This is a genomic window from Streptosporangium longisporum (genome assembly GCF_039534895.1).
Taxonomy (GTDB): domain Bacteria; phylum Actinomycetota; class Actinomycetes; order Streptosporangiales; family Streptosporangiaceae; genus Streptosporangium; species Streptosporangium longisporum.
Map to the genome: position 1 here is coordinate 545,452 of NZ_BAAAWD010000019.1, position 23,083 is coordinate 568,534.

General features: G+C 74.6%; 22 protein-coding genes and 2 pseudogenes. 20 read left to right on the forward strand and 4 right to left on the reverse strand.

Annotation, left to right across the window (positions count from 1 at the left end; all coding sequences use genetic code 11):
• The first annotated feature begins 32 nt into the window (after positions 1-32).
• The 9 genes and pseudogenes from ABD832_RS34215 to ABD832_RS34260 all read left to right on the forward strand — a co-directional run bounded on the left by ABD832_RS34215 (position 33) and on the right by ABD832_RS34260 (position 9,441).
• Positions 33-1,139: a glycosyltransferase family 2 protein gene (locus tag ABD832_RS34215; protein WP_344904006.1), complete on the forward strand. Its 1,107-nt coding sequence runs from the start codon at positions 33-35 to the stop codon at positions 1,137-1,139.
• Positions 1,140-1,303: 164 nt separating this feature from the next.
• Positions 1,304-2,305, forward strand: a complete 1,002-nt coding sequence (locus ABD832_RS34220; RefSeq protein ID WP_344904009.1) for a glycosyltransferase family 9 protein — start codon at positions 1,304-1,306, stop codon at positions 2,303-2,305.
• On the forward strand, positions 2,302-3,516 hold the full coding sequence (locus ABD832_RS34225) for a glycosyltransferase (protein WP_344904012.1): 1,215 nt from the start codon (positions 2,302-2,304) through the stop codon (positions 3,514-3,516). The genes ABD832_RS34220 and ABD832_RS34225 overlap by 4 nt, the downstream gene beginning before the upstream one ends.
• A gap of 2 nt (positions 3,517-3,518) precedes the next feature.
• Positions 3,519-4,070, forward strand: coding sequence for a D-sedoheptulose-7-phosphate isomerase (locus ABD832_RS34230; protein WP_344904015.1), 552 nt, complete (start codon positions 3,519-3,521; stop codon positions 4,068-4,070).
• Complete coding sequence (locus ABD832_RS34235; RefSeq protein WP_344904018.1) at positions 4,067-5,626, forward strand: adenylyltransferase/cytidyltransferase family protein; 1,560 nt, start codon at positions 4,067-4,069, stop codon at positions 5,624-5,626. The genes ABD832_RS34230 and ABD832_RS34235 overlap by 4 nt, the downstream gene beginning before the upstream one ends.
• A gap of 40 nt (positions 5,627-5,666) precedes the next feature.
• Positions 5,667-6,347 carry an SDR family oxidoreductase gene (locus ABD832_RS34240; protein WP_344904021.1) on the forward strand — a complete coding sequence of 227 codons (681 nt, stop codon included), beginning with the start codon at positions 5,667-5,669 and terminating at the stop codon, positions 6,345-6,347.
• 377 nt (positions 6,348-6,724) lie between these two features.
• Positions 6,725-7,048 (forward strand): annotated as a pseudogene (locus tag ABD832_RS34245) (glycosyltransferase family 9 protein); the annotation flags it as partial.
• Between the two features lie 279 nt (positions 7,049-7,327).
• Positions 7,328-8,257: pseudogene (locus ABD832_RS34255) on the forward strand (UDP-glucuronic acid decarboxylase family protein); the annotation flags it as partial.
• 362 nt (positions 8,258-8,619) lie between these two features.
• On the forward strand, positions 8,620-9,441 hold the full coding sequence (locus ABD832_RS34260) for a glycosyltransferase family 2 protein (RefSeq protein WP_425582708.1): 822 nt from the start codon (positions 8,620-8,622) through the stop codon (positions 9,439-9,441).
• A 9-nt stretch (positions 9,442-9,450) separates the two neighbouring features.
• Here the strand turns inward: ABD832_RS34260 and ABD832_RS34265 are convergent, their stop codons facing one another.
• Entirely contained in the window at positions 9,451-9,960 is a 510-nt protein-coding gene (locus tag ABD832_RS34265) for a nuclear transport factor 2 family protein (protein ID WP_344904024.1), read from the reverse strand.
• A gap of 121 nt (positions 9,961-10,081) precedes the next feature.
• Between ABD832_RS34265 and ABD832_RS34270 the strand changes: the two genes are divergently transcribed.
• Complete coding sequence (locus tag ABD832_RS34270; RefSeq protein WP_344904027.1) at positions 10,082-11,029, forward strand: LysR family transcriptional regulator; 948 nt, start codon at positions 10,082-10,084, stop codon at positions 11,027-11,029.
• 8 nt (positions 11,030-11,037) lie between these two features.
• On the opposite strand, the gene ABD832_RS34275 is transcribed toward ABD832_RS34270, so the two are convergent.
• Positions 11,038-11,925 carry an IS5 family transposase gene (locus ABD832_RS34275; RefSeq protein ID WP_344895986.1) on the reverse strand — a complete coding sequence of 296 codons (888 nt, stop codon included), beginning with the start codon at positions 11,923-11,925 and terminating at the stop codon, positions 11,038-11,040.
• 121 nt (positions 11,926-12,046) lie between these two features.
• On the reverse strand, positions 12,047-13,171 hold the full coding sequence (locus ABD832_RS34280; RefSeq protein WP_344904030.1) for a hypothetical protein: 1,125 nt from the start codon (positions 13,169-13,171) through the stop codon (positions 12,047-12,049).
• A 130-nt stretch (positions 13,172-13,301) separates the two neighbouring features.
• Here ABD832_RS34280 and ABD832_RS34285 point away from each other — a divergent pair, with 130 nt between their 5' ends.
• The 10 genes from ABD832_RS34285 (at position 13,302) to ABD832_RS34330 (ending at position 21,858) form a co-directional block, all read left to right on the forward strand.
• A complete protein-coding gene (locus tag ABD832_RS34285) occupies positions 13,302-14,432 on the forward strand; it encodes a sensor histidine kinase (RefSeq protein WP_344904033.1) in 1,131 nt (376 codons plus the stop codon).
• Between the two features lie 106 nt (positions 14,433-14,538).
• Positions 14,539-15,189: a response regulator transcription factor gene (locus ABD832_RS34290; RefSeq protein WP_344904036.1), complete on the forward strand. Its 651-nt coding sequence runs from the start codon at positions 14,539-14,541 to the stop codon at positions 15,187-15,189.
• 123 nt (positions 15,190-15,312) lie between these two features.
• A complete protein-coding gene (locus tag ABD832_RS34295) occupies positions 15,313-15,879 on the forward strand; it encodes an RNA polymerase sigma factor (protein ID WP_344904039.1) in 567 nt (188 codons plus the stop codon).
• The gene (locus tag ABD832_RS34300) at positions 15,876-16,553 is read left to right on the forward strand and encodes a hypothetical protein (RefSeq protein ID WP_344904042.1); all 678 of its coding nucleotides are present in this window, start codon (positions 15,876-15,878) and stop codon (positions 16,551-16,553) included. The genes ABD832_RS34295 and ABD832_RS34300 overlap by 4 nt, the downstream gene beginning before the upstream one ends.
• Before the next feature lie 109 nt (positions 16,554-16,662).
• The gene (locus ABD832_RS34305) at positions 16,663-16,875 is read left to right on the forward strand and encodes a helix-turn-helix domain-containing protein (RefSeq protein ID WP_344904481.1); all 213 of its coding nucleotides are present in this window, start codon (positions 16,663-16,665) and stop codon (positions 16,873-16,875) included.
• Positions 16,875-17,717, forward strand: a complete 843-nt coding sequence (locus ABD832_RS34310) for a Clp protease N-terminal domain-containing protein (RefSeq protein ID WP_344904045.1) — start codon at positions 16,875-16,877, stop codon at positions 17,715-17,717. The genes ABD832_RS34305 and ABD832_RS34310 overlap by 1 nt, the downstream gene beginning before the upstream one ends.
• A 377-nt stretch (positions 17,718-18,094) precedes the next feature.
• Positions 18,095-19,366, forward strand: coding sequence for an ABC transporter substrate-binding protein (locus ABD832_RS34315; RefSeq protein WP_344904048.1), 1,272 nt, complete (start codon positions 18,095-18,097; stop codon positions 19,364-19,366).
• A 158-nt stretch (positions 19,367-19,524) separates the two neighbouring features.
• Positions 19,525-20,472, forward strand: a complete 948-nt coding sequence (locus tag ABD832_RS34320; RefSeq protein ID WP_344904051.1) for a carbohydrate ABC transporter permease — start codon at positions 19,525-19,527, stop codon at positions 20,470-20,472.
• Positions 20,469-21,296: a carbohydrate ABC transporter permease gene (locus ABD832_RS34325; RefSeq protein ID WP_344904054.1), complete on the forward strand. Its 828-nt coding sequence runs from the start codon at positions 20,469-20,471 to the stop codon at positions 21,294-21,296. Before ABD832_RS34320 ends, ABD832_RS34325 begins: the two co-directional genes overlap by 4 nt.
• A gap of 7 nt (positions 21,297-21,303) precedes the next feature.
• The gene (locus ABD832_RS34330; RefSeq protein WP_344904057.1) at positions 21,304-21,858 is read left to right on the forward strand and encodes a hypothetical protein; all 555 of its coding nucleotides are present in this window, start codon (positions 21,304-21,306) and stop codon (positions 21,856-21,858) included.
• A 69-nt stretch (positions 21,859-21,927) separates the two neighbouring features.
• On the opposite strand, the gene ABD832_RS34335 is transcribed toward ABD832_RS34330, so the two are convergent.
• On the reverse strand, positions 21,928-22,986 hold the full coding sequence (locus ABD832_RS34335) for a saccharopine dehydrogenase family protein (protein ID WP_344904059.1): 1,059 nt from the start codon (positions 22,984-22,986) through the stop codon (positions 21,928-21,930).
• Between the last annotated feature and the right edge of the window lie 97 nt (positions 22,987-23,083).

A 23,083-nucleotide genomic window follows, 5' to 3' on the forward strand; every position in this document is an offset into this window, starting at 1 on the left:
CCGGCCCTGTGACCGGCCCTGTGACCGGCCCTGTGACCGGCCTCGTGATCTCCGTCGTGGTGCCCACCGTCGGCCGGCCGAGCCTGGCCGCCACGCTGGCCGCCCTCCCGGCTGAGCTGGAGGTCGTCGTCGTCGACGACCGGCCGCCGGGGCCGGACCGGGGCGAGCTGGGCGGGCTTCCCCGGCACGCGCGCGTCGTGCGCTCCGGGGGGCGCGGGCCCGCCGCGGCCAGGAACGCGGGCTGGCGGGCCTCGGAGGGGGAATGGGTCGCCTTCCTCGACGACGACGTGGTCCCCGGGCCGGGCTGGGCGCGGGCGCTGCTCGCCGACCTCGCGGACCTGCCCGCCGACGTGGCCGCCTGTCAGGGGCGCATCGAGGTGCCGCTCCCGGCGGGCCGGCGGCCCACCGACGCCGAGCGCGACACCGCCGGGCTGGCCGAGGCCGGGTGGATCACCGCCGACATCGCCTACCGCCGCTCGGCGCTGGAGCGCACCGGCGGGTTCGACGAGCGTTTCCCGCGCGCCTACCGCGAGGACGCGGACCTGGCGCTGCGCGTGTCCGGGGCCGGTCTGCGCCTGGTGCGGGGAAGGCGGGTCAGCCTGCACCCGGTGCGCGACGACGGTTTCCTGTCCAGCCTGCGCCGCCAGCGCGGCAACGCCGACGACGCCCTGATGCGGCGCGTCCACGGGCCCGGGTGGCGCGAGCGGCTCGGTGGCGCCCCCGGGCGCCTGCGCCGCCACGCGCTGACCAGCGCGCTGGGAGTGGCCGCGGCCGGGCTGGCGGCGAGGGCGTGGGCGGGTGGTGCGCCGCCGCCGGTCGCCACGGCACGGCGCGGGACGGCACGATCCGGGACGGCCCGATCCGGGACGAGGGCGGCCGTAGCGGCCAGGGCCGCGCGCGGGCGGACCGCGTCCGGGCGGGCGGCCGGACGGGCGGCGGCCGGGTGGACCGCATCCGGGTGGGCGGCGGCCGTGGCCGGGCTCGGGTGGGCCGCGCTCACCGCGGAGTTCGCCTGGGCGCGCATCGCCCCCGGCCCCCGCTCCGCCGGGGAGGTCGCGCGCATGCTCGTGACCAGCGTGGCGATCCCGCCCGCCGCCTGCCTGCACCGCGTACGCGGTGAGCTGAGGGCGCGCCGGTGAGCGCCGCCACCGCCGGTCGGTCCGGACCGGGCGCACGGACCGGGCGGAAGGCACGGGCCGCGCCGGGAGAACGGGCCGGGCCGGAGACACGGATCGCGCCGGGAGGACAGGCCGATCCGAAGGCAGAGGCCGGGCCGAGGGGACGGGCCGCGTCGAAGGGACGGGTGCTCGTCGCCCGGACCGACAACGCCGGTGACGTCCTGCTGGCCGGTCCCGCCGTCAGGGCGGTGGCCGCGTCCGCCGCGCACGTCACCTTCCTGGCCGGTCCGCACGGCCGGGCCGCCGCCGGCCTGCTGCCGGGCGTGGACGAGGTCGCCGAGTGGCGTACCCCCTGGATCGATCCCGCCGCCCCGGCCGTGACGCCCGGGCACGCCCGGGCGCTGCTGGACCTGGTCGCCGCCGCCCGCCCCGACGAGGCGCTGATCCTGACCTCCTTCCACCAGAGCGCGCTGCCGCTGGCGCTGCTGCTGCGCCTGGCGGGGGTCGCGCGGATCGCCGCGATCAGCCAGGACTTCCCCGGCGCGCTGCTCGACGTGCGGGTACGGGTGGACGAGGAGCGCGACGTCCCCGAGGCCGAGCGGATGCTCGCCGTCGCCGAGGCCGCGGGCTTCGCGCTGCCGCCCGGCGACGACGGGGCGCTCGCCGTCCGGCGCCCGCTGCCCGCCGTCGCGCACCTGACCGGGCCGCCCGGCTACGTCGTCGTCCACCCGGGGGCGTCGGTGCCCGCCAGGACCTGGCCGGCCGAACGGCACAGGGACGCGGTCGCGGAGCTGGCCGGCGACGGCCACCGGGTCGTCGTCACCGGCACCGCGGCCGAGCGGGACCTCACCGCGTACGTGGCCGGCCGCGACGGTCTCGACCTCGGGGGACGCAGCACGTTCGCCGGGCTCGCGGCGGTGCTGGACGGCGCGGCGGCGCTCGTGTCGGGCAACACCGGGCCCGCCCATCTCGCGGCGGCGGTCGGCACGCCCGTGGTCAGCCTGTTCTCCCCGGTCGTGCCCGCCGGGCGCTGGGCGCCCTACCGCGTGCCGTGCGTCGTGCTGGGCGACCAGCACGCGCCCTGCCGCGCCACCCGGGCGCGCGTCTGCCCCGTACCCGGCCATCCGTGCCTGGCCTCCGTCGGCCCGGAGGAGGTCGTCAAGGCCGTGAGGGAGCTGATCGCATGAGAATCGAAATGATCTCCGAGCACGCCGATCCGATGGCGGCCGTGGGCGGGGCCGACGCGGGCGGCCAGAACGTGCACGTCGCCGCCCTGGCCGTCGAACTGGCCCGGCGGGGACACGACGTCGTCGTGCACACCCGGCGCCACGACGCGGCCCTGCCGCCGACGGTGTCCCTGGCACCGGGGGCGACCGTGGAGTACGTGCCCGCGGGACCCGCCCTCCCGCTGCCCAAGGACGAGCTGTTCGGGCACATGCCCGCGTTCGCCGCGCACCTGGCCAGGCGCTGGGCCGCGCAGCGGCCGGACGTGGCGCACGCGCACTTCTGGATGAGCGGCGTGGCGGCGCTCGGGGCGACGCGGGGCGTGTCCACGCTCGGGGCCGCGTACGGCGTGCCGGTCACGCAGACCTTCCACGCGCTCGGCGTCGTCAAGAGGCGCTGGCAGGGTGCGGCCGACACCAGCCCCCCGGAGCGCATCGCGATCGAACGCGAGATCGGCCACCGGGTGGACGCGGTGATCGCCACCTGCGACGACGAGGTGACGGAGCTGCGCGCGATGGGCGTGCCCCATGAACGGGTGCGGGTCGTGCCGTGCGGGGTCGACCTCGGCCGGTTCCGGCCCGAGGGGCCCGTGGCCGCGCGCACCGGCGCGCACCGTGTCCTCAGCATCGGCCGCCTGGTGCCGCGCAAGGGGGTCGACACCGTGATCAGGGCTTTGGAGGAGCTGCCCGGGGTCGAGCTGGTGATCGCCGGTGGCGACCCGGGCGACGAGGAGTCGCGGCGGTTGCGCGCCCTGGCCGAGGCCCGGGGCCTGTCCGGCCGGGTCCGTCTGATCGGCAGCGTCGGCCGGGAGGAGGTGCCGGGGCTGATGCGCTCGGCCGACGTGGTGGTGAGCGTGCCCTGGTACGAGCCGTTCGGCATGGTGCCGCTGGAGGCGATGGCCTGCGGCGTCCCCGTGGTCGCCTCGGCCGTCGGCGGGCACCTCGACACGGTCGCCGGCTGCGGGCTGCTGGTGCCCCCGCGCGACCCGGCGGCCCTGGCGGAGGCACTGCGCGGCCTGCTCGCCTCCCCGCCGCGAAGGCGGGCCATGGGCGAGTCGGGCGTCCGCAGGACCACGGCGAGGTACAGCTGGCCATACGTGGCCGGGCAGACCGAGGCGGTCTACCGGAGTGTCGTCGCGGCACGCCAGGACCGGCTCGCGGTATCGGGAGGCTGATCATGAACGCACATCTGGCCGACCTCACCGGCACCCTGGCGAGGATGGACGGGAAATGCGCCCTGGTCCAGGCCTGGGGGATGAAGCTGGCCACCGTCCTCGAAAGCGGCGGCAGGCTCCTGGCCTGCGGCAACGGCGGATCCGCGGCCGAGGCCCAGCATCTGACGGCCGAGCTGGTCGGCAGGTTCAAGAAGGACCGCCGCCCCTTCGCGGCGATACCGCTGCACGCCGACGGCTCGTCGGTGACCGCCATCGCCAACGACTTCGGGATCGAGGAGGTCTACGCCCGCCAGGTGCGCGCCCACGGCCGGACCGGGGACGTGCTGATCACCCTGTCGTGCAGCGGCACCAGCCCGAACGTGCTGGCGGCGGCCAGGGCCGCGCAGCAGACCGGCCTGCTCGTGTGGGCGCTGACGGGACCGGCCCCCAACGCGCTGGCCGAGCTGAGCGACGAGGTCGTGGCCGTGCCCTCCCCCGACACCTCGATCGTCCAGGAGGTCCACCTCGTCCTGATCCACATGCTCTGTTCCGCGACCGAGGAGGCCCTGACATGAGGGGTGCCACCGGACCGCTGGTCGTCGTCGGCGACACCGTGCTCGACGTGGACGTCGAAGGCGAGAGCGAGCGTCTCTGCCCGGACGCGCCCGCGCCGGTCGTCGACGTCGGTGCCGAGCACCCGCGACCGGGCGGCGCGGGCCTGGCCGCCCTGCTGGCCGCCCGTTCCGGCGCCGAGGTCGTCCTGGTCACCGCGCTGGCCGACGACCCGTCCGGCCGGATGCTGGCCGGGCTGCTGACCCCGCACCTGAGCGTGGTGCGGCTGCCGCTGCGCGGCACGACGGTCCGCAAGAGCAGGATCAGGGTGCGCGGCCGGACGCTGCTGCGGCTCGACACCGGCGACGGCGTGGCCCCCGCGGGCGGCGGGGAGGCCGCGGCCCGTGCGCTGCGCGGGGCCGGGGCGGTGCTGGTCTCCGACTACGGCAGGGGCGCCGCGGACGCGGTGCGGGACCTGCTCGGCGGCCTCGGCGTGCCGGTCGTGTGGGACCCGCACCCGCGGGGGTCGCCGCCGCCGCCGGGGTGCGCGCTGGTGACACCGAGCGAGGCCGAGGCGGCCGTGCTGTGCGGGCGGACGCCCGCCGGTGCCCGGACGGCCGGCGCGTCGTACGGGCGGGCACCCGCCGATCCCGGGCAGGCCGCACGTCACCTGGTGGCGGCGCTCCGCGCCGGGGCCGTGGCGGTCACGCTCGGCGCCCGCGGAGCGGTACTGGCCTGCGAGGACGGCCACCGCTCGCACCTGCCCGTCCCGCCGTCGTCCGCGGTGTCCTCGATGGCCGCGGCGTCCGCGGTGTCTCTGCCGACCGCGCCGGCCGCGCCGTTCGAGGGGCGTGACACGTGCGGCGCGGGCGACCGGCTGGCCGGTGCCGCGGCGCTGGCGCTGCGCGACGGCGCGCCGGTGCGGGACGCGGTCGCGGCCGGGGTACGGGAGGCCGCGCGGTTCGTGAACGAGGGCGGGGCCGCGTCGGTCCGGCCGGTCCCGTCCCGCGCGGAGGCCGTCCCGGACGGGGACGACCGCGGGGCCTCCCGGATCCGCTCCCTGAACGGGGACGGATCCGGGACCGCGTCGCTCCGGCCTGCCGTCCAGGGAACGGGCGACGGGCCGCGCGACGCGCTGCGGACCGCCGAGGCGGTCAGGGCGGGCGGCGGGCGCCTGATCGCCACGGGCGGCTGCTTCGACCTGCTGCACGCCGGGCACGTCAGCCTGCTGCGCAGGGCCCGGGCCCTGGGCGACGCGCTGGTCGTCTGCGTCAACTCCGACGCCTCGGTGCGCAGGCTCAAGGGCCCCGGCAGGCCGGTCGTCGGGCAGCACGACCGCGTCGAGGTGCTGCGCGCCCTGGGGTGCGTGGACGCCGTGCTGGTGTTCGACGAGGACACCCCGTGTGCGGCCATAGAGCTGCTCCGGCCCGAAGTATGGGTGAAGGGCGGCGACTACGACGGCCGGGTGCTGCCGGAGACGGCGGTGCTCGACCGGCTGGGCGCCGAGAGCGTCGTCCTGAGCCACGTCCCCGGCCGCTCCACGACCGGACTGATCGCGGCCGCGCAGGCGGCCTCCTGACCGTCGCCGTACGGGCGGCACGCCGAGAAGGGGAACACCGATGCTGGGAAACATACTGATCACCGGAGGAGCGTCCGGGCTGGGGCAGGCGACCGCGAGGGCCGTCGCCAAGGCGGGCGGGCGGCCGCTCGTCGTCGACCTGCGGGCCCCCGGCGACGGCTTCGACCACGTGACGGCCGACCTCGCCGACCCGGAACGGGCCGCGAGGGCCGTACGGGAGCTCGCCGCGCTGGCCGGAGGGCTGGACGGGGTGGTGACCGCCGCGGGCGTCGACGCCTGCGGGCCGCTGGCCGAGGTGCCCGCCACCGACTGGGAGCGGGTGATCATGGTCAACCTGCTGGGCACGGCGACGGTCGTGCGGGCGGCGCTGCCGTACCTGATGGAGTCGCGCGGCCGGGTGGTGACCGTGGCCTCCACCCTGGGGCTGCGCGCGGTGGGCGACGCCACCGCCTACTGCGCCAGCAAGTTCGGCGTGGTCGGCTTCACCCGGGCGCTCGCCACCGAGCTGGCGGGCGTCGTCGGGGTGACGCTGCTGGTGCCCGGGGGGATGCGGACCGCCTTCTTCGACGACAGGACCGAGCAGTACCGGCCCGGTGCCGACGCCCTGCTCAACCGGCCCGAGGACGTCGCCGACACCGTGGTCTTCGCGCTCGGCCAGCCGCCCGGCTGCGAGGTACGGGAACTGGTCGTCTGCCCCTCGACGGAGCCCTCGTGGCCCTAGAGGTGCTGGTGCTGCGCGGGCTCGGGCTCGGCGACCTGCTCACCGCGGTGCCCGCGCTGCGGGCGCTGCGGCGCGCCTTCCCGGACGGCCGGATCACGCTGGCCGCACCGGCCGTCTACCGCGGGCTGACGGCCCGCACCGGGGCGGTGGACGACCTGGTCGACGTCTCCGGTCCGGGCCCGGTGCCGTACGCGAGGGCCGTCACCGCCCGCGGGCGACCGTGTCCGGCCCCGCGCGAGAGGTCCTTCGCGGCTCCGCGAGGACCGGGCCCCGTCCCGCACGGGGGACCCGATGTCGCGGTCAACCTGCACGGCAGGGGTCCGCAGAGCGTCGAGGCGCTGCGCCGCACCGGCCCGGGCAGGCTGCTGAGCCACGAGGTGGACGGCGGCCCGCCGTGGCGCGGGGACGTTCACGAGACGCGCCGCTGGTGCGACCTGCTGGGGTGGTACGGCATCCCCGCCGACCCCGCCGACCTGTCCCTCGGGACCTCGGACCTGCGCGGGCCCGTCGTCGTCCATCCGGGGGCGGCCTCGCCCGCGCGCAGGTGGCCTCCCGGGCGGTTCGCGCTCGTCGCGGCCGCGCTGCGCCGCGGTGGCGCCGAGGTCGTGGTGACCGGCGGCCCGGCGGAGGTCGCGCTGGCCCGCGAGGTGGCCCGGACGGCGGGCCTGCCGTCCGGGAGCGTGCTGGCCGGGCGGACCGGGCCGGCCGGGCTGGCCGACCTGATCGGCGGTGCCAGGCTGCTGGTCTGCGGCGACACCGGGGGTGGCCCACCTGGCCACCGCGTACCGGACGCCCTCGGTGGTGCTGTTCGGCCCCACCTCCCCCGCGCTGTGGGGGCCGCCACCGGGCGGTCCGCACGTGGCCCTGTGGACCGGCCGCACCGGCGACCCGCACGCCGCGTCGCCGGATCCCGGCCTGCTGGAGATCGAGACATCCGAGGTTGTCGACGCGGCCCTGGGGCTGCTGGAGGTGAGGACGTCATGAGAGCGGTGGTGGCCGGCGGTGCCGGATTCCTGGGTTCCCATCTGTGCGAGAGGCTGCTGGCCGACGGCACCGAGGTGGTCTGCATGGACAGCTTCCTCACCGGCTCGCCGGACAACGTCTCCCACCTGCTGGGGCGGCCGGGCTTCCGGCTCGTCGAGTGCGACGTGACGGGCTTCGTGCACGTGCCGGGCGAGGTGAACCTGATCCTGCACCTCGCCTCGGCCGCCTCCCCTGCCGACTATCTGGCCTACCCGATCGAGACGCTGAAGGTGGGCAGCCTGGGCACGCTGCACCTGCTCGGCCTGGCCAAGGAGAAGGGCGCCAGGTTCGTGCTGGCCTCGACCAGCGAGGTCTACGGCGATCCGCTGGAGCATCCCCAGCGCGAGACGTACTGGGGCAACGTCAATCCGGTCGGCCCGCGCAGCGTCTACGACGAGGCCAAGCGGTTCGCCGAGTCGCTGACGGTGGCCTACCGCCAGACCCACGGCGTCGACACCGGCATCGCGCGCATCTTCAACACCTACGGTCCCCGGATGCGGCCCTTCGACGGCAGGGCGATCCCGACGTTCGTCAGGCAGGCCCTGCGCGGTGAGCCGATGACGGTCACCGGGGACGGCCGGCAGACGCGTTCCATCTGCTACGTCGACGACACGGTCGAGGGCATCCTCGCCCTGGCGGGCCGCGACGTCGCCGGGCCGGTCAACATCGGCAACCCCGGTGAGCTGACGATGACCGCCCTGGCCGAGACGATCCGGGACCTGGCCGGTTCGTCCTCGCCGATCGAGTACGTCGCGCGTCCCGCCGACGACCCCCGCGTGCGCAGGCCCGACACCACGCTGGCCGCCCGCTGTCTCGGCTGGCACGCCGGGATCGACGCCGCCGAGGGGCTGCGCCGCACGATCGGCTGGTTCCGCGCCGAACTGGAACGCGACGGCACCGACGGCACCGACGGCATCACCGGCGCCGACGGCGCAGAGGGGGCCGGGGACATCGGCGTCGGTGACGCCGACGGGGCCGACGGGGCCAACAGGGCCGACAGGGCCGGTGGCGTGGACGCCGCCGACGGCGTCGACGGCGCGGGCCGCCCGGCCACGCCGCCGCTGAGGAGAGGCTGAGGGTGCCCGGCCGACCGTCCGGGGAAACCGGGACCACCGCGCGGACCGGGGTGCCGGCGCGCGGGGAAGGACGCCAGGCCTGCCCGGCCCCTTTGCCCTTCCCGGCGACCGGCCGGGCGGACTCCCCGGCGGCGGACTCCCCGGCGGCGGGCTCCCCGGCGCGGGTGACGGTGGTGGTGGCCAGCCGCGACCGGCGCCGGGAGCTGGAACACTCCCTGTCCCGCCACGAGGGATCGGTGATCCTGCTCGACAACGGCTCGGCCGACGGCACCGCGCCCGCCGTACGGCGGCGCTTCCCGCACGTCGAGGTCGTCGAACTGGGCCGCAACCTGGGCGCCCCGGCCCGCAACGTCGGGGTACGGCTGGCCACGACGCCCTACGTGGCCTTCGCCGACGACGACTCCTGGTGGGCTCGGGGCGCGCTGGCCCGCGCCGCCGGCGTGCTCGACGCCCACCCCCGCCTGGCGGTGCTGGCGGGACGCGTGCTGGTGGGCCCGCAGGAGCGCCCCGACCCGATCTGCGCGGCCATGGCCGCCTCTCCCCTGGGCACCGAACCGGACCTTCCCGGGCCGAGCGTCCTGGGGTTCCTGGCGTGCGGTGCGGTGGTGCGGCGGGACGCCTACCTCGCCGCGGGCGGGTTCGACGACGTCGTCTTCTTCTTCGGCGAGGAGGAGCGCCTGGCCCTGGACCTGGCCGCGGCGGGCTGGGGACTGGCCTACGTCCCGGACGTCGTCGCCCACCACCATCCCTCCCCCTCGCGCGACCCGCGGGGCAGGCGGACCCTCGCCGCCCGCAACGCGGTGCTCACCGCGCTGCTGCGGCGGCCGTGGCCGGTGGTCGCGCGCAGCGTGCTCGCCGCCGCGCGCGGCGGCCCCGAGGGACGGCGGGGTCTGTGGGACGCCGCCCTGCGGTCGCCCGCGGCGCTGGCGGGCCGCCGCAGGCTGCCTCCGCCGGTCGAGACGGCACGGCGGGCCCTCGACGCGGCCCGGCCGTGACGGTGTCCCTCAGCCACCGAAGATCGCGACGGGGTCGCCGGTGTACCAGGTGTTCTCGATGCGCAGGTGGCGGACGACCCAGCGCTCGCCGTCACGGACCAGGCCGACGTCGTAGGGGTTCTTCAGCAGCGCGAAGATGGCGTGGTCGCCGGTGAGCAGGTGCTGCGCCTCCACCAGGGCGGTGAGGCGCGCGGTGTCGCCGTCCACGGCGACGCGGGGGTTGGTGACCTGGTGGGTGGTGTCCACCCGGCCGGTGAACGCGTCCAGGATGGTGGTGACGATCGTGTCCCGCCCCGACATCAGGGGCGGCTCACCGCCCCACCGGGACGCGGCGGGACGGAAGTCCAGCTCGGCGTCGGCCGCGAAGGCCGAGGCGAACAGGTCCCGGTCCTTCAGGTCCTGTCCCAGGGCGAACCGGTAGAGCGCGTCCACGATCTCGGCGCGGTCCCGCAGCTCCCGGACGACCGCCTCGGTCCCGGTGGCCGGGGCGGACAGGGCTCGCCCATCGGTGACGAACATCGCATGCTCCCGTGCTGGTCGGAGGGTGTTCGGGCGGTTCCCACTCTCGACCGGCCGGCCGGGCCGATCAATACGGCCCTGTGCAAGGATCGTGAAGCCTGGTTCAACGATGAGGGGCGTCATGCTGGAGCGGTACGAGCTGGAGGCGTTCCTCACGCTGGCCGAGGAGCTTCACTTCGGCCGTACCGCCGAACGCCTGCGCGTGTCCACCTCGCGGATCAGCCAGACCATCGCCAGGCTGGAGCGGCGTGCCGGTGTGCCGCTGTTCGACCGCACCAGCCGCCGGGTGGAGCTGACCCCGGTGGGACGACGACTGTACGAGGAGGTCCGCCCCGCCTGGGACCGGATCGCCACGGCGTTCGAGGAGGCGGTGGCCACCGGTCGCGGCCTCACCGGCGTCCTGCGGTGCGCCTTCCTCGGCCCGGCGGGCGGGCAGCTGCTGTCGGGGGTCGCCGAGCTGTTCCGGGAACGCCTGCCCGGTTGCGACGTCCGGCTCGTCGAGGCCAGGCCGGCCGACCTGGTCCCCTGGGTGCGCGACGGCGAGGTCGACGTCGCCCTGGGGCCCCTTTCCGTCCGCGAATCCGGAATCGCCACCGGGCCGTCCCTGGTGTCCGAGGCGCGCATGCTCGCCGTCTCGTCCGGGCACCCGTTCGCCCGCAGGGAGTCGGTACGCCTACGGGACCTGGCCCGGGTGAGGGTGCTCCGGCTCCCCGGCCTTCCCGGCCTTCCCGGTCTTTCCGGGGAGGACGGCCTTCCCGGGGAGGATCCGACGCCGCCCGGTTCCTCCGGAGAGGCCCGGACGCCGCCCGCCGGGTGGCCGGTCGAGGCGGGTCCCCCGGCCTCCACCCTCGACGAGGCGCTCACCCTCGTCGGCGAGGGCCGGGGCGTCCTGCCCGTCGGCGCGCACGCCAGGCGCTACCACCCCCGCCCCGACGTGACCTACGTCCCCTTCGACGACGCCCCGCCGGTCCGCTGGGGTCTGCTGTGGCGTACCGACGGCGCCACGGCCCGTGTCCTCGCCTTCGCCGAGGCAGCCCGCGACCTGCTCTCGCCGGCGGGCAGGGCTTAGAGCCTGTTTCAAAGGCAGGTGAGCCAGTCGTTGATGGCGGCGATATGGATGGTGGCCTGGTAACGGACGGCGAGCTTGTCGTATCGGGTGGCGAGAGCGCGGTGGCGCTTGAGCCGGTTGATACCGCGCTCCACGGTGTTGCGATCGCGGTAGTCGATCCGGTCGAAAGCCGGAGGCCGACCGCCTCGGCTGCCGCGTCGTAGCCGTCCTTGAACCCGGTCGGCCGGTTCGGGAATCGTGGCGCGGATACCGCGCCGGCGCAGGTGAGAGCGGATGGCTTGGGAGGAGTAGGCCTTGTCCGCCCGTACCCGGTCCGGACGGGTCCGCGGCCGTCCCGGCCCTACTCTGGGCACCTTGATGGCGGCCATGACCGCCTCGAACTGCGGTGCATCTCCGCGCTGGCCGGCGGTCAGGACCAGCGACAACAGTTTCTGGCCCTGCTCGCACGCCAGGTGCAGCTTGGTCGACAGGCCACCGCGAGAGCGGCCCAGCGCGTGATCGCCGGGTTCGGTCTCCACCCCGCCGGGCGGCTCGGCCTGCCGGTCTGCTGTCCTTGATGCCCCGGCCGCGTGCTGGTGGGCTCGGCAGATCGTGGAATCGACTCCCACCTGCCAGCCGATCAGCCCTTGGGCATCGCCGGCGGCCTGCAGGCCGCACACGATCTGCCGCCAGGTACCTGAGCGCTGCCACCGGCGAAACAAGGAGTACACCGCCTGCCAGGAGCCATAGCATTCGGGCACGTCCCGCCACGGTGCTCCGACCCGTACCCGCCACCGGATCCCGTCGATCAGCTGTCGTTTGGTCCACCGCGAGGGCCGCCCCGGCCTCTTGGCCGCCGGCAGCAGCGGTTCCAAGGCCGCCCATTGCGCATCGGTCAGATCGAACCGCCGCGTCACCGCTAGGGTGGTCACGAGATCTCCGGTGTTCAGGTTCTTCTTGGTCGTTGAACCCTCTACCGGAGATCTCTTTATTTAGCGATCGTTACACACCGCTACATACCGGACTTCGAGACAGGCCTTAGCCGACGGGCAGGACCTCGATGGAGGACGGGGTCCCGGTCACGGCCGGGCCGTGCCCGCAGTGGGGGCACCCCGGGCGCCTGCGCAGGTGGTAGGCCAGGGCGGCGGCGGCCAGGGCCGCCCCCCAGACGGGCCAGAAGGTCTCCGGGAGCCAGGCCCCCCATTCGGCCAGCTCGAACCGGCCGGCGACGGTCCAGCGGATGTAGGTCAGCCCCGCGACCGTGACGACGATCGAGACGAAGCCGGCCGGGACCACGGCGAGGAGAACGGGCACGCGCCTGCCGCGCAGCCCCGGGATCCAGCGGGGGAAGACCTCACCCCAGCGCTGGACCAGCCCCAGCGTGAGCACACCGCCCAGCGCGCCGAACGTCGCCAGGTACGCGCCGGCCAGCCAGATGCCCGGGGTCTCCCTCGCCCCCTCCTCCAGGAACTCCCGCCTCACCCCCAGCGGGATGCCGAGGGCCCAGCTCCACCGGGTCGCGCAGTACACCAGCGGCACGGCGACGGCGACGGCGACGGCCGTACGGCCCCAGCGGGCCGCCGCGGCCGGGGAGGTCCACCCGTCGTGACCGGTGCGCCCGCAGTCGGCGCAGGCCCCGAGGCGGCGGCGCCGGAAGTTCAGCGCGGCGGCGGCCAGCAGCAGCCCACCGGCGACACAGAGCAGCTGGTTGAGCACCGGCCACGGCCAGGCGTCGGCCAGGGTGGTACCGCCCAGGCTCAGGTCGAACAGGGGGGCCACCAGCAGCAGCGGGGTGTAGGCCACGCCCATCATCAGCCTGGAGTCGGGGATCACCAGGACCAGCAGCACGACCATGGGCCAGACCAGGAACAGGGGCACGCGGCCGGCCGCACCCCGCCCGCCCGTCAGGGTCAGGGCCAGCGAGACGACCACGCCCAGCGCGCAGAAGGCGGCGACCCACCAGCCGCCGGGGACCGGGCTCGCACCGGCGAGGACGGACAGTTCGCGGTCGAGGTCGGGATCGGACGCCCCCCAGGGGAATCCGGGAGCGCCGAGCGCCCACGACACGCCGAGGGCTCCGTAGCCGAGCGACCACAGGGCCGCGGCGTACCCCTGCCAGGGGGGTCGGTGAACGCGCCGGACCGGCGCGGTGATCGTTGTCATGCGACCAGCGTCCCGCCGCGGACCGGTGAGCGGCCATGTGCCGTTCGGCAGGTCTTCGCGGCCCCGGCGCCCCGCACCCGTGCCGTACGGCAGGTGCGGCACGGGGTTGCGCCTGCGTATCGTCGGCCCGGTGAGCGTGCGTGAGAACATCCGGGTGGCCGCGGTCGCCGCGGTGGTCCTGGCCGGGATCGGCGGTGCGCCGATGTTCGGGGCGGCGCCCATGGCGTCGGTCACGACGGCGGTGGCCACCCTGGTCTGGGTGGCCGCGGGCCGGTGGGCACGGACCCGCCTGGCCGCCGTGACCTGTGTGGCCGCGGCCGTGTCCCTGGCCGTCACGGTGGCCACCCTGGCGGGACTTCCCCTGTCGCAGGAGGCGGGCATGTTCGGGCTGACCGAGAGCGTGACGCTCATGGTGCTGGCCGGCCTGACCGTCCGGTGGTCCCCGGTACGGCAGGCCGCGGTCGCCGGCGCGTTCGCGGGCCTGGCGTCCGCCGTCTGGCTGCTGCGGTTCATCGCGCCCTCGTCCCTGCTCGAAGCGGTGGGGGCCTGCGCGTTCTGGTCGGCCGGCACGATGATCGCGGCGGGCACGGGGGCGTACCTGCGTTCCCTGGACGCCCGGCGGGCCCGCGCGGTGGCCGACGGCCGCGCCGCCCTGCGCCTGCAGCTCGCGGGGGACCTGCACGACTTCGTGGCCCACGACATCAGCGAGATGGTGGCGCACGCGCAGGCCGGCCGGACGGTCGGGCCGGGTGATCCCGGGCAGGCGCTGGCGGCCCTGGAGCGCATCGAGAGGGCCGGGCAGCGGGCCATGTCGGCGCTGGACCGGACCGTGCTCATGCTGCACGGGGACGAGCTCGCGACCACCTCACCGCTGCCGGGCCTGGCCGAGCTGTCCGGGCTGGCCGAACGGTTCGCCGCGGCGGGGCGGGCACGCGTCCGGGTGAACGTGGACCCGGACCTGGAGGAGACGGTGCCCCGCGAGACGGCCGCCACCGCGTTCCGGATCGTGTCCGAGTCCCTGACCAACGTGCGCCGCCACGCCCCGGACGCCACCCTGGTGGACGTCACCGTCACGATGGAGTCCGCCATGCTCGTGGTCACGGTGAACAACGACGGGGTCACCGGGCCGGACGAGAGCGGACGCGGCGGGTTCGGCCTGCCGGTCCTGGCCGACCACCTCCGGTCGCTGGGCGGCCTCCTGCACGCCGGTCCCGTACCCGGCGGGTGGTCGCTGACGGCCCGCATCCCCCTGGCACCATGAGCGACATGTCGATCCGCACCCTCGGCACCATGGATGACACGTCGATCCGCACCCTCGGAACCATGGGCGACACGTCGATCCGCGTCTTCCTGGCACCATGAGCGACATGTCGATCCGCATCCTCGTCGCCGACGACCAGGAGGGCATCCGTACCGCCTTCCGCCTCATCCTCGACGCCCAGCCGGACATGACCGTCGTCGCCGAGGCCGCCGACGGCGTCACCGCCATCGAGTCGGCCCGCCACCTGCGTCCCGACGTGGTGCTCGCCGACATCCGGATGCCCCGCGCCGACGGCATCGAGGTCACCCGGGCCCTGGCCGGCACCGGCGTGCGCGTGGTCGTCGTCACGACGTTCGGGCTGGACGAGTACGTGCACGCCGCGCTCGGCCACGGCGCCGCCGGGTTCGTCCTGAAGCGCTCGGGCCCGGCCCTGCTGGTCGAGGCGGTACGGGCGGCCGTGAACGGTGACGTGCTCATCAGCCCGCAGCTCACCCCGCGGCTGCTGGACCGGGCCGGCCTGTCGTCCGAGGAGGCCCCGCCGGACGCGGGGCTGACCGAGCGCGAGACCGAGGTCGCCCTGCTGGTCGCCCGGGGCAGGACCAACGCCGAGATCGCCACCGAGCTCTTCCTCTCCCCCGGGACGGTCAAGAACCACATCGCCGTCATCCAGCGCAAGCTGGACGTGCGCAACCGCGTCGGCATCGCCTCCTGGGCCTGGAGCACGGGCAGGCTCCGCCCCGGATCCGACCCCGACTGAACGCACCGGACGCCTTTCTTCCATCGACGCCCCTCTGGTGTCCCGAAGTCCTCCGCGTAACGGTCGGTCGTCCTTCGTCCAAGTACGGGTGTGTTCGGACGTACGACAGAGGGAGTGACGCCGGTGCGCCTCAGACAGACGGTGCCTGCGAGCATCGCCAGTGATCCCGAGGCATTCGAAGCCTTCTACCGGCGCCACTTCGACGCCGTGACCCGGTTCCTGGCCAGGCGGACGCAGGACCCGCACACCGTGGCCGACCTGACGGCCGAGGTGTTCCTCGCGGTGCTCGACTCCGCGCACACCTACCGGCCCGACCGGGGCAGCGAGATCGCCTGGCTGTACGGGGTGGCGCGCAACACGCTGCTGGCCGAACGCAGGCGCTCGGCACGCGAGCTGCGCGCGGCCGGCCGGATCTCGGGGCATCGGCTGCTCGAAAGCGACGACGTGGCACGCATGGAGGAGCGGATCGACGCCGAGTCCCCGGCCCGGCGGGCCCTTGAGGCCATGGCCGCGCTGCCCGAGAAGGACCGGGCCCTGCTGGAGCTGGTGGCCGTCGACGGCCTCACCCCCGCCGAGGCCGCCGCCGTGCTCGGCATCCGGCAGGGCACCGCCCGCGTCAGGCTCCACCGGGCCAGACGCTCGATCCGGCAGGTTCCCGGTGTCACGCCCGTCATGGAAGGAACGAAATGAACGACACGTTCGAGGAGAGGCTGCTCGCGGCGCTCAGGACCGAGATGGCGACGCGAGCGGCACGGGGACCCGCCCCGGTCCCGGGCCGGTTCTCCGGTCACCGGCTCGCCTGGGCGGGAGCGGGGCTGGCTGTGGCCGCGGCGGTCGCCGTACCGCTGGCGATCGGATCGCAGACCCCCGCCTACGCGCTGACGAGGAACGCGGACGGGTCGATCAGCCTCACCATCCATGAGTTCCGGGATCCGGAACAGGTGGAGAGGGACCTGGCGGACCTGGGCGTACGCGCCGACATCACCTACCTTCCGCTCGGCAGGCGCTGCGGGAACGTCCGGGCGTCCTTCGTGGAGGGCGACGACGTCGGCGTGAGCGCGGAGCGCCTGGAGAGCACGGATCCCGCCGTACTGACGGAGGCCCGGAGGCGGATGAAGAACCTGGCCTCCGCCAAGGCGATCCGCCCGGAGAACGGCATCACCATCGATCCCCGGCACATCAGGGCCGGACAGACCGTGATGATCGAGGTCCAGGAGAACCCGGTGCGACCTGACAGGGAGCGTCCGGGGGTCGCGTGGGCGTTCACCGGCCGCCTGACGGAGGGGCCGATCGCGCCCTGCCGGGTCGTCGACGACCCGGCGGCGTTCGAGATCGGTGACGGCACTCCTCCCCCCGGCCACTGATCCCGTTCACCTGATCCCGTTCACCGTACAAACGGACATGCACCGGACCGACCTCCGTCAGCATATGTTGACGGCTTGACGATCGTCAGCATATGCTGACGGCGTGTCCATGAGCGCCGATCTCGAACAGGCCGTGCACGGCTCCGACCCGGCGGCGGCACTGCGCGCCGTGGCCCGCCTGCGGCGGCTGGTGGAGCAGTTGGAGGCCGAGCACGTGGCGGCGGCGCGGCGGGCGGGGTGGTCCTGGCAGGACATCGCCGCCCGGCTCGGCGTCACAAAGCAGACCGTCCACCGCAAACACCACCGTGCCCAGGAGGACTGATGTTCCGAGGCGACCACCCCGAACTGCGCCGGACAATGGGCCTGGCCCTGCGGCTGGCGCGTGACCTCGGGCATCCCCGTACGGGCAGCGAGCACCTGCTGCTCGCCCTCACCGAGGACGTCACCGAAGACGCCGCCGCGGACGTCACCGAAGACGCCACCGCGGACGTCACCGAAAACGTCACCGCGGACGGCATCAAAGGCGGCGTCGTCACCGGCATCGACGACGGCGCCGGCGGCGGCGCCGGCGGCGATCGGGGGCGCGTCGCCGCCGTCCTGGCCGAGTACGGCGTGACGCCGGAGGCCGTCCGGGAGGCCGTCCGCGAGGTGGCGCCCGCAGGGGCCGGAGCCGCCGCCGACCGGGACACGCTGGCCGTGCTCGGCATCGACCTCGACCGGCTGCTCGGTCCTTCCGGGACCGGGGCGCTCGACCGCCCGCCCGTACGCGAACCGCTGTTCCCGCTGGGGGCGGCGCGGGCGCGGCGCCGGTGCGCCCGGATGCGCCCGCCGCTCGGCCTCGACGCCCAGGCGGCCTACGAGGCGTCGCTGCGGCTGGCCCTCGCCCGCCGGGAACGCGAGCACCGGCCCGAGCACCTGGCGCTGGCGCTCGTCGCGCTCGACCCCGGCGCGGCCCGGGTGCTCGCCGTCACCGGCACCGACGCGCGGGCGCTCCTGGCCGCGCTGGCCACCGCGTTCCCGCCACCGCGGCGTGCCCTCCCGCTGCGCGTCGAGCGGCGGCTCGGCCGGGGGATCCGCCTCCGCGACATCGCGCGGCGCTACCGGCACACGACGGGACGCGCCGTGGTCGCGGGCCCCGCCCTCGTCTCGCTCATCGACGGCTGACCACTCCCGGCACCGGGAACCCCCGTCACGAGGCCCCCGGCATCCGGCCGGGGGCCTCGGCCGCGTTTCCACCGCCCCCTGCCGTCCCCTGCCGCCCCCGTAGTCCGTCCCGTCATGGCCCTCCCCACCGGCGCCGCCCGGGGCCCGCCGCGATTGGGGCTTGTGCACTCATGGCAAGAACGTTTTAATTCCGGGTAACACGGACGTGTCAGAACCTGTCAGAACCCGATGGAAAACCGGACCGCCTCTCGCGGATGCCACGACGGCACCCGGATCTCAGGCGCGCGACGACCCGGTGCTCCCCCGGCACGAACCCCACCGGAACAGATCCTCGGCGCTCTCCCCGCATATGAGGAAAGCGCTTACTGGGAGGCGACATGGGCATACGTACGGTGATCGCGGGAGCTCTCGCGGCAGGTCTGCTGGCCGTGACGGCCGCCTGCGGTGGGGGCGGGGACGGCGGCGACGGGCCGGTGACCATCCGCTTCTCCTGGTGGGGAAGCGACCAGCGGGCGAAGATCACCAATGAGGCCGTCCGGCTGTTCATGAAGAAGAACCCCGGTATCAAGGTGGTCACCAGCACCGCGATCTACGACGCCTACTTCCAGAAGCTCGCCACCGAGACCGCCGGCGGGAACGCGCCGGACGTCATGCAGATGAGCGACCGGCACCTGCGCGAGTACGCCGAGCGCAACGCCCTGCTCGACGTCGCGCCGCACGCCGGCAAGGAGGTCCGCACGGCCGACCTGAAGAAGGAGGTCATGGGCCTGGGCACGCTCGGGGACAAGCTCTACGGACTGCCGCTGGGACAGACCTCGGTCGTGATGGTCTACGACCCGGTGCTGTGGAAGAAGGCCGGTGCCGCCGAGCCCAAACCGGGCTGGACCTGGGACGACTACTTCGAGGCGGCCAAGAGGATCAGCGACAGCACCGGCAGGAAGGTCTACGGCGCAGGGGACTTCGGCGGCATCGAGTCCTGGTTCAAGATCTGGCTCTCCCAGCAGGGCAAGGGCCTCTACACCGCCGACGGCAGGCTCGGCTACACCGAGCAGGACGTGGTCAGCTGGTGGGAGATGGCGACCAGGTTCCGCAAGGCCGGGGCGTCGACCCCGGGTGAGATCACCGCGGTCAACCCGGCGGGCTCCCCGCTGGCGCGCAAGCTGTCGGCCTCGGAGTTCCAGCCCGACTCCACGATCGCTCCCGACGCCTGGAAGGGCTACGACAACGACTACGCGCTGGCACCCCCTCCGCAGGTGGGCAGCGACTCCGGCCTCTACGCCGAGCCGCCCATGCTCCTCAGCGTCAACGCCAGGACCAGGCAGAAGGCGGCGGCGCTGAAGCTGACCGACTTCGTCATGAACGACCCCGAGGCCGCCAAGATCCTCGGCATGTCCCGGGGCCTGCCCGCCAACCAGGCCAACCGGCGGGCGATCGCGCCCACCGTGACCGGCGCCTGGAAGCAGGTGTACGAGTACCAGGAGCTCATCGCCGACGGGGTCAAGCTCGGCCCGCCGGCCCCGCCCAAGGGCGCGGGCACGCTGTTCAGCCTGTTCGACAAGTACTACCAGGACGTGATGTACGACAAGGCCACCCCGGCCGACACCGCCCGGCGCTACTACGCCGAGGCCCAGCAGGTCCTCGAAGGATGACCGGCGAGGAGAGGGCGGAGGCGGCGCGCCCCCCGCCGGTACCGGGGACCGGCGGACGGCCCGGGACGCGGACCGGGGCACGTACGGGTGCACGAACCGGGACACGGACCGGCGCACCGATCGGGACGCGTACCGGCGCACGGCCCGGGACGCGGACGGTGAGCGTCCCGACGCTGGAGCGGGCCCGGGCGCGGCCCCCCGCCGTCCCGCCCCGCACCGCCTACGGCGAGCGGCCCGGGATCGCCTACCTGTTCCTGTCGCCGTGGGTGCTGGGCGCGTCGCTGCTCACCGTGGGCCCGATGCTGGCCTCGCTCTACCTGTCCCTGACCGACTACGACCTGTTCACCGCCCCCTCCTTCGTCGGCCTGGACAACTACGTCCGGCTGTTCACCCGGGACCCGCACTTCACGAACGCCGTCTGGGCCACCGTGAAGTACGTGGTGTTCTCGGTTCCGGTGCAGCTGGTGGCGGCGCTGGCGGTGGCTTTGCTGCTGAACCGGGCCAGCCGGATGCAGGGGATCTACCGCTCGGCGTTCTACGCCCCCTCGCTGCTGGGCGCGAGCGTGGCGGTGGCGCTGGTCTGGCGGGCGATGTTCTCCGGCGACGGCGCGGCCGACCAGGTCCTGTCCCTGTTCGGGATCAGCACCGGCGCCTGGGTCACCGACCCGGACCTGGCGCTGCTGGTCCTCGTCCTGCTGGGCATCTGGCAGTTCGGCGCACCCATGGTGATCTTCCTGGCCGGGCTGAGGCAGATCCCCGCGGAGCTCTACGACGCGGCCTCGGTGGACGGCGCGGGACGGTGGCGGCGCTTCGTGTCGATCACCGTCCCGATGCTGTCACCGGTGATCTTCTTCAACCTGGTGCTCGACACCATCCGGGCCTTCCAGGTGTTCAACGCCGCCTTCATCGTCAGCAACGGCACCGGCGGCCCCGGGGACTCGACCCTGTTCTACACGCTCTACCTCTGGCAGAAGGGCTTCGTCGACTTCAAGATGGGCTACGCCTCGGCCATGGCCTGGGTGCTGCTGCTCGGCATCGCCCTGGTCACCACACTGATCTTCAGGTCCGCCCGGTCCTGGGTGCACTACGGGGGTGAGACCCGATGACCCGCCGGGCGGTCTGGCACGTGGTCGTGGTGGCCGCGCTGGCCGTGATGCTCTACCCGATCCTGTGGCTGCTGGTCAGCTCCTTCAAGCCCAGCGAGCAGATCGCCTCCAGCGTGGGGCTCTGGTCACGGGCGTTCACCCTGGACAACTACGGCGCGGTGCTGGGCCCGGCCGAGACCCCGGTCTGGCGGTACTTCCTCAACTCCACGATCGTGGCGGGCGGCGGCGTCGTCGGCAACGTCGTCACCTGCTCCCTGGCGGCGTACGCGTTCGCCCGGCTGCGCTTCCGGATGCGCACGCCGCTGTTCGCGTTCATGCTCGCGACGATCATGCTGCCGCAGCACGTCGTGCTGATCCCGCAGTACACGATCTTCCAGCAGCTCGGCATGGTGGACACCTTCTGGCCGCTGGTCCTGCCCAAGTTCCTGGCGACCGACGCGTTCTTCGTCTTCCTGCTGGTGCAGTTCATCAGGCAGCTCCCCCGCGAGCTGGACGAGGCGGCACGGATCGACGGCTGCGGGCCGATCCGGATCTTCGGTCATGTCACGCTGCCCCTGATCAAACCCGCGCTGATCACCACGGCGATCTTCACGTTCATCTGGACCTGGAACGACTTCTTCACCCAGCTGATCTACCTGTCCTCCCCCGACCGGCTGACGTTGCCGCTGGCCCTGCGCATGTTCGTGGACCTGCAGGAGAGCGCGGCCTCGTTCGGCCCGATGTTCGCGCTCTCGGTGCTGTCGCTGCTGCCGATCGTGCTGTTCTTCGCGGCCTTCCAGCGGTTCATCACCGAGGGCGTGGCCACGACCGGGCTGAAGGGGTGAGGCCGCGGTGAGGGGCGGCAGGCTGGAGTTGCTGGCGGAGTCGCTGGTGCTCGGGCTGCTGATGTTCCTCGCCTCGCTGCCGGTGGTCACCGCGTTCGTCGCGCTGGCCGCCGGCTGCGCGCTGCTGCGCGACCGCGAGGAGGTCTCGGTGGGGGTGCGCCCGTACTGGGCGCGGCTGCGCCAGGTCGCGCGGAGCGGGCCCGCGGGTTTCCTGGCGCCGGCCGCCGTGGCCGGTGCGCTGCTGCTCGACGGGGTGGCGGTACGGGCCGGTGTTCCCGGGCATCAGGTGCTGTCGTACCTGGTCCCCGCGCTGGCCGTGGTCGCGGGCGCGCTCGCGCTGCGGGTCGCGGTGGCCTGGCGGCCGGGGACGAGCTGGCCGGACGCGGCCCGCACCGCCGCGGACCATCTCGCCGGCGACCGGTACGGCACGGCGCTGCTGGCCGCCGCCGTCCCGGTCGCCGCGATCATCTGCCTGGGCTACCCCGTCGTCACCCCGCTGGTCCTGGGCCAGCTGGCCCTCGCCGCCGTCGCCGTCGACGCGCGGCGGGTCCGGCACGCCTGAACCCGCGTTCCCCCGGCCCGCGTTCCCCGGCCTCCCACGGGCACCCGGCCGGTGCGCCGTCCCGCCCCGCTACGCCTCCTCGACGGTCCGGTGCACGCCGTGGGAGGCGAGGAAGTCCAGGAAGCCGGCCGGGTCGTACGCCTGGGCGGGGGCGAGCACACCCGGCTTCGGCGGGTCGGCGACGAGCCTGCGGGCGGCCTCGACGGCGATGAGCGCGGTCGTGCCGTAGGTGTCGAAGCCCCGGACGACGCCGCGGGCACGCCGGCCGCCGGCGCCGGTGGCGTCGACGACATAGGTGAACCGCTGGGCCGCGCGGCTCTCCGGATCGGGTCCCTCGGGCAGGCCGTCGACGATCCGGGGGTCGACGGGCGCGCTGAGAGCGGCGGTGAGCGCCGCCTCCGCGAAGCCCACGAAGCGACCGGTGGGAACGTGACGGGGAACGGTGACGACCTCCGGCAGGGGGAACCCCGTCACCGCCGTCGCCTCCGTCTCCCCGGGCAGCAGGATCGACGCGTGCCCGGGTGACGTGCCGGCCCGCCAGTCGCCGCCGTCGTAGACCAGGCCGCCCGTCCTGATGGCGTCGAGGCTTTCGAGCACCGAGCGGAGCGAGCCGCGGGACGGCCCGCCGCCGCCCTCGATGAGGTGGACGCAGGTGATCTCGGCGAGCGGTCCCAGCCGTTCGGCCAGGAGGTGGGCGATCAGGTCGGTGGGGACGCAGGCGTCGGTGGCCGCGGGGACGACGGCGACCCCGGCGCGTTCCGCGTCCGCCCCGAACGTGTCGAAGATCTGCTTGACGTAGAGCTGCTCGCCGGCGGTGTCGACGTGGTGGCGGCCCGCGGCGATCGCGGCCCGGACCACCGACGCGCCCGTCCGGGTGAAGGGGCCCGCGCAGCTGACGACCGCGTCGGCGTCGCCGAAGGCGGTCACCAGGGCGTCGTGGCCGGGGACGTCGCCGTCACCGGTCGTCCGCACCTCCACCCCGGCCCCGTCCAGGCCGGTGACGGCGAGGGCCTCGCGCAACCGGCCGGCGTCGCGGCCGACGGCCACGACCTCCAGGCCACGTCGGACGGCCTCCGCCAGGACGAGCTTTCCCTGGTAGCCGTTGGCACCGTAGACGGCGATTCTCATGGGGGTCCCTGCTTTCCGTTGTCGGTCGCGTCCCACCGTAGGAAGGGGCAGGGAGACTTTTAATACGCCGGGCTCTCTCCTGTTTGCGTCATCGTCT